Consider the following 6,000-nt stretch of genomic DNA (forward strand, 5'->3'; position numbering starts at 1 on the left):
CAGGAAAGAGGGAAGAGGGAAGAGGGAAGAGGGAAGAGGTAAAAAATAATGTGTACCTCATAGCTACGAGAAACGCTATATATACCAAAGGGAACAGGGAACAGGGAACAGGGAACAGGGAACAAAATTATCACAATTCATTTAGGATTGCTATAGGTTAATAAAAACCAAATTACAACCTTGAATTAAACGCTAAATTAAACGTTATTAAACCTTAAATATGGGGAATTTTAAACCTTGAATTACATCAGCATCACCACAGATCGATTGGAACTGATTGCCGGTACACCAGAACTGGTGCAATCAGAAATGACTCCCTCACGGTTTACTGCTTTAATTGATGCTCACATTCCAAAAGCTTGGCCCCCAGAAGGCTATCATGCTGGCACTATGGAATTGACTGCACAACGGTTAAGGGAGGGCTCGGATCAGATTGGTTGGTGGTGCTGGTATTTTGTTCTTCTAGACAACAGCAAAAATGAACGAGTATTAATCGGTATTGGTGGTTTTAAGGGACAAGCTACCCCGGATGGTATGGTAGAAATCGGCTATTCTGTGCTACCAGAGTTTCAAAGGTTTGGATACGCTACGGAAGCAGTTAATGCACTGATTAGTTGGGCATTTTCCCATGTCACAATTGAGGTAGTGATAGCAGAGACGTTACCGGAATTGATTCCATCTATCCGAGTTTTGGAAAAAAATGGATTTATTAAGATTGCTGGAGGGTCTGAACCTGGAGTGATTAAATTTGTGCGATCGCGTCATGGTTTGGTAAATTTTTAGAAGTATTAACATCCTTATGTTACTAGTTATAGAGATGTCACTATGGAGATGTCACTATGGAGATGTCAGCCAAATTTGCTGAAAGAGTTACCGAGCGCTTGATGGCTGGGATATTAACGTTTCCTGATTGGCAAGCTTGGGTAATTGTAGTTATTTTAATTATGATCTATGGTTTAATTGCTTTACCGATTGGTTTACGTAATGGCTTTCTGCAACTGGATCAGAACTTACTTCCTATTGAGCAATCCCCATTATCTTCATTCTCAAAAGAAACTGATCATAATACCCGATTATCCCCCTTATTCAGGGAAACTGATGTAAGTGCTGTTAATGTCAAAACCTCTTGGCATCCAGTGCTAAAGATTATGATAACTGCTCTGTTTACGCCAGCAATAGCTGAGGAGACATTTTTCCGGGTTTTATTATTACCTCATCCCTCAGAAAACCCTTCATTAATTTCACTATACGCTTGGTCTACAGTCAGTTTACTCATTTTTGTTATCTATCATCCCCTGAATGCTATCACCTTCTATCCGGCGGCACGGGAAACATTTTTTAAACCTATTTTTATATTTCTAGCTACGCTTTTGGGAATTATTTGTACTATTGCTTATATTCAAAGTGGCTCGATCTGGACAGCTGTCTTCATTCACTGGTTGTTTGTTGTGATCTGGCTGATTGGCTTGGGTGGCAAGAAGAGACTTTTGTAACTTAAGCTATCAGCTATCAGCTATCAGCTATCAGCTATCAGCTATCAGCTATCAGCTATCAGCTATCAGCTATCAGCTATCAGCTATCAGCTATCAGCTATCCGCTATCAGCTATCAGCTATCAGCTATCAGCTATCAGCTATCAGCTATCAGCGCTTTTCATAACTATGAGGTACACAGGTTTTTTTCCCTACTCCCTGCTCCCTACTCCCTACTCCCTGCTCCCTGTTCCCTTTGCTATAGCACTGACGCACTCAGGACTTAGAGAAATTCCATGAACACTGAACTATTTGCGATTATTGCCCTATTTATCCTCGGCTTTGGTTTAATTTCTGGGCGCATTTAGAAAAGTATAATTACGCCACCGATGGCTTTTGTTACCTTTGGACTTTTATTGAGTCCGCAATTGTTGGGTTTATTGAATCTGGAGGTAGAGCATGAGCTTGTTCGGATAATTGCTGAATTTACCTTGATTCTGGTTTTATTCACTGATGCTTCTCGGATTAATCTTAAACTGTTGCGTCGAGACTACAATTTACCGGTACGTTTGTTAGGTATTGGTCTACCGCTGACAATTATCCTAGGAACAATTTTGGCAGTACTGTTGCTTGGAGGTAGGTTAGAATTCTGGGAAGCAGCAGCCTTGGCAACAATTCTGGCTCCCACTGATGCGGCTTTAGGACAAGCGGTGGTCAGCAGTTCTCGTGTTCCGATTTGTATTCGTCAATCCCTCAATGTTGAAAGTGGTTTGAATGATGGTATTTGCTTACCAATTCTATTAATTTTCCTCTCCTTAGCTGGAACAATGGAAGGAACGGGAACAGCAAACTTTTGGTTTCGCTTTGCTGCGATGCAAGTGATTCTAGGGCCAATCGTTGGGGTAGCAGTTGGCTATATTGGCGGTTGGTTGGTGTCACAGAGTGTTCGCCGCAAGTGGATTACTCATAGTTTTGAAGATTTATCGGTATTAGGACTGTCGTTATGCGCTTATGCGATCGCAGAATTAGTGGGGGGAAATGGTTTTATTGCGGCGTTTTGTGCTGGCTTAACCCTAGGGAATACGGCTCCATCAATTTGTGATTGTTTGTATGAGTTTGGAGAAGCAGAGGGACAGTTGCTGGTGCTGCTGATTTTTATGATTTATGGCTCAATGATGGTGTTTCCTGCTCTGGATAGCGTCAATTGGCAGATGGTATTATACGCAATTGCTACTCTGACCATTGCTCGGATGGTAGGGGTTGCTATTAGCGTGATTGGCATGAAGTTGCGTTGGTATACTATCTTATTTCTGGGCTGGTTTGGACCAAGGGGAGTAGCTTCAATATTGTATGGTTTACTAATTTTAGAGGGGGATGGAATTCAGGGTAGTGAAGTGATGTTTAGTACTATGGTACTGACGGTGTTGATCAGTGTGTTTGCTCATGGTTTAACGGGTTTTCCAGGAGCTAACTGGTATGGTAACCGCATGGCAAGGTTTAAAGCTACCCATGAGATCCCAGAATTGATGCCACGGTCGGAAATGCCTGTTCGTTTATCTTGGCGTAAATGATAGGGAGTCGGGAGTCGGGAGTCGGGAGTCGGGAGTCGGGATTAGGGAGTCGGGAGTAGGCAAGCTAGCAATAGTTTTGGAACTTTGCAAGAGGTCTTTTGAGTAGACTACCAACTCTAACAGTAGCGGGATTTATTGTAGCCTTTGAGAAGCACCGAAAATCAGCTAAATAACGTTAAAAATTATTTGGAACAGGATAAAGATTATTCAACATTATTCAACCTCCCAACCTTCAACCTTTAACCTCCCAACCTTCAACCTTCAACCTCCCAACCTTCAACCTTCAACCTCCCAACCTTCAACCTTCAACCTCCCAACCTTCAACCTTCAACCTCCCAACCTTCAACCTTCAACCTCCCAACCTTCAACCTTTAACCTCCTAAGCTTCAACCTTTCATATCACAAAATTACTAGCATCATGTAGCTCAACAACATCAACATTTTCGAGAACCAGAAATATCTGACTTCCATCTGAGTTAGTATTTAAAGAAGGAAACGGAAATTCCTGTTCTAATTCCCTGAAAACCCCTTGATAATTGCTGTCATCAGAGCCATCTTTGTCAAATAAAACAACAGCATAATTGTCCTCTGAAGCAAAACTCAGAAAGCCCTGATTAATCGCATCCGCATAATTAGCAACTGTAATTCCGTTATTATTAAATAACTCAGTAAGAACAATTTTGTCACTTCCCACTTCAAAGTCGGTGATCTGATCGCCAGCATCTCGCTCTGAGGTGTAAACAAACTGATCATTACCACCACCACCAGTGAGCAGATCTCGACCTTGGAAACCAGTGATAATGTCATTGTTATCAGTACCAGTCAGCTTCTCACTACCTGCGGTGCCATTGATAATAGTTGGCTCAGGTAAGGTCAAGGGAGCCAAAATTAGGTCATTGTCGCTAGCTTCCTCAGCAAACTCACTCTTTACATCGACAATTGGTAACGTTTCTGTATTCGTTATTTCTGGAGTTAGGTTACCGGATGTAGCACTAATTGGTTCAGTAGACTGGAGTTCAAAGTTACCGAAACTGTAGCTAAGTACCCCTGTTACAGTACCGAGCTCGTCACCCACATTAACCATAGGAGAGGTGCCATTCAATAGAGTGTCATCAATCTGAATTCGCTCTGGATTGAAGTCACCATCACTAATAGCAATGCCATCACCTGGAACCGCCCAAATTTCACCAAAGCTATTGGTAGCAGAAACCGCTACAGCATTATTGATTTGCACCCGCATCCCTTCTAGGCTTTCGTAGAAGTCAGTTAAATCATCATCATCAATAATTTCTGTAGGTAGTGTACGGTCTTCACCGATAACCACTGCAGTAGGTAAAGAATTGTTCGATGATAAGACCCTAATATTAGTTAGGTTAGTAATTTGAGTCAGGGTTAAGTCATTGGAACGGTTACTAGGCCGAAATTCTTCGACATCACCACTCACTTGCACTTCGTCACCGATTCTGACTGTAGGAGTAGAATCGGTAAAGACAAAAATTCCGTCTGAGGTGGCATCATTATTATCTCCATAAGGGTCTTGTAGGTAGAAGCCGTTGCTCGCTACCCCAGTCACAATACCTGTAGTGATGACAGACTCACCAACAAATGGTGAGATATGACCTTCACCTTGGATGTCGTATATGGGACGTATGATTAGATTTGTCATATACCTACCTTTCTGTTTAGAACTAACTAGTAATCTCAGGGTGTTGTCTTGGCTTTCAAACCAACGAATCTTTAGCTATTAGCTATCATTTCAGCCGTCACCTATCAGCGTTCAGCGAATCTATGCAATCCCTGATCAATAAACAGAGTAGAGACTTTATCTATTTTTAGATATTCCTATATAGCGTTTATTATTGTTATGAGGGATACAATATTTTTTCCCTCTTACCTGTTCGCTTTTCCCTTTTCGCTGCTCCGTGCTCCCTGCTCCGTGCTCCCTGCTCCCTGCCTCCTATAAAGCCTAGGAAAAAGTCCCTCAAACATCACTGATATTTGCTATATATTATGTAGATATGTTAGCTATAATGTCTCTACATATTTTTTTTTATGAGCAAGGCTTTAGTCAATTAATTATATTGATTGTATGAGGTTTAATTGTTAAAAATAAAAAAATAACAAGATAAAATACACTAATAACTATTAACTAAAAAAAAACAACTAAGCAGCTACTTATGATGGTACTTTATTTTTGCTGATATTGTAGTATCAATTGGCTGGTTGACTAGATTTTTATTTATCTAGCAAGACTTTTAAAAAAATTAATTGAATCAGGAAGGCATAGCAGTTGACAAGTTACCTTTAAATGGTTAAACAGATACACTCTAGCTGTAAAAATTCAGGGATCAGTTACGCTCTCCTAGTGATAAGCTAATTACCTTGCAAAACTGAGGGGGTGACAACAAGGCATTAAACTAGACAGGGTATGGGGTGACCGGGTGTGGGGTGTGGGGAAAATAGAAGCGATGCAGCTTCGGAACAGGGGGTTTCCCCGGAGACGAAACCTGATTACGTTGAGCCAAAATGGTTGGTAGGCTATGCAGATGCATGATTAAAACTTATTGATTAAGGCGAGCCTGTCTTACGGTAACTTCAAACCACTCGCGCAAAGCATGGCTGACAGCGATGCAGCGCGGTCTTGGGGAGGCAGTGCCGCCAAAGGGGGTTCCCCCCATGAGCAACTGCCGTGGTTTCCCCCACTCGCGCAAAGCATGGCTGACAGCGATGCAGCGCGGTCTTGGGGGTTTCCCCCACTCGCTATTGCATCAAGACAGCGAATTTGGAGTGAGCCATTGGATAACAATCGCTCCGAAACCTGATTTAACCGTCCCGTCGCCACTCCGCCAGCTCCTGATTTTTCCCCTCCTGGGAGGGGTTAGGGGTGGGTTCCCTACACCCATCACCCCACACCCGGTCACCCCGTAAAGCTTTTAAGGCTGTTTGTCACCCCGTCAG

The 6,000-nt window shown here is 42.3% G+C and carries 6 protein-coding genes; 5 read left to right on the forward strand and 1 reads right to left on the reverse strand.

Going from position 1 to position 6,000, the window contains the following annotated elements; translation table 11 throughout:
• Positions 1-237 precede the first annotated feature (237 nt).
• From BJP37_RS17365 to BJP37_RS17380, 4 genes are all read left to right on the forward strand, one after another.
• Entirely contained in the window at positions 238-783 is a 546-nt protein-coding gene (locus BJP37_RS17365; RefSeq protein WP_081431233.1) for a GNAT family N-acetyltransferase, read from the forward strand.
• Between the two features lie 56 nt (positions 784-839).
• Positions 840-1,493, forward strand: a complete 654-nt coding sequence (locus BJP37_RS17370) for a CPBP family glutamic-type intramembrane protease (protein ID WP_075900609.1) — start codon at positions 840-842, stop codon at positions 1,491-1,493.
• Positions 1,471-1,758: a hypothetical protein gene (locus BJP37_RS17375; protein ID WP_075900611.1), complete on the forward strand. Its 288-nt coding sequence runs from the start codon at positions 1,471-1,473 to the stop codon at positions 1,756-1,758. The genes BJP37_RS17370 and BJP37_RS17375 overlap by 23 nt, the downstream gene beginning before the upstream one ends.
• Before the next feature lie 102 nt (positions 1,759-1,860).
• Complete coding sequence (locus BJP37_RS17380; RefSeq protein ID WP_198954088.1) at positions 1,861-3,042, forward strand: cation:proton antiporter; 1,182 nt, start codon at positions 1,861-1,863, stop codon at positions 3,040-3,042.
• Between the two features lie 394 nt (positions 3,043-3,436).
• Here BJP37_RS17380 and BJP37_RS17385 read toward each other — a convergent pair whose 3' ends face one another.
• On the reverse strand, positions 3,437-4,708 hold the full coding sequence (locus BJP37_RS17385) for a DUF8508 domain-containing protein (protein ID WP_075900613.1): 1,272 nt from the start codon (positions 4,706-4,708) through the stop codon (positions 3,437-3,439).
• Positions 4,709-5,657: 949 nt separating this feature from the next.
• Here BJP37_RS17385 and BJP37_RS17390 point away from each other — a divergent pair.
• Positions 5,658-5,864 (forward strand): hypothetical protein, encoded by a 207-nt coding sequence (locus BJP37_RS17390; RefSeq protein ID WP_143727656.1) that lies wholly within the window; start codon positions 5,658-5,660, stop codon positions 5,862-5,864.
• Positions 5,865-6,000 lie beyond the last annotated feature (136 nt).

It is taken from the genome of Moorena bouillonii PNG (assembly GCF_001942495.1).
Lineage (GTDB): Bacteria > Cyanobacteriota > Cyanobacteriia > Cyanobacteriales > Coleofasciculaceae > Moorena > Moorena bouillonii.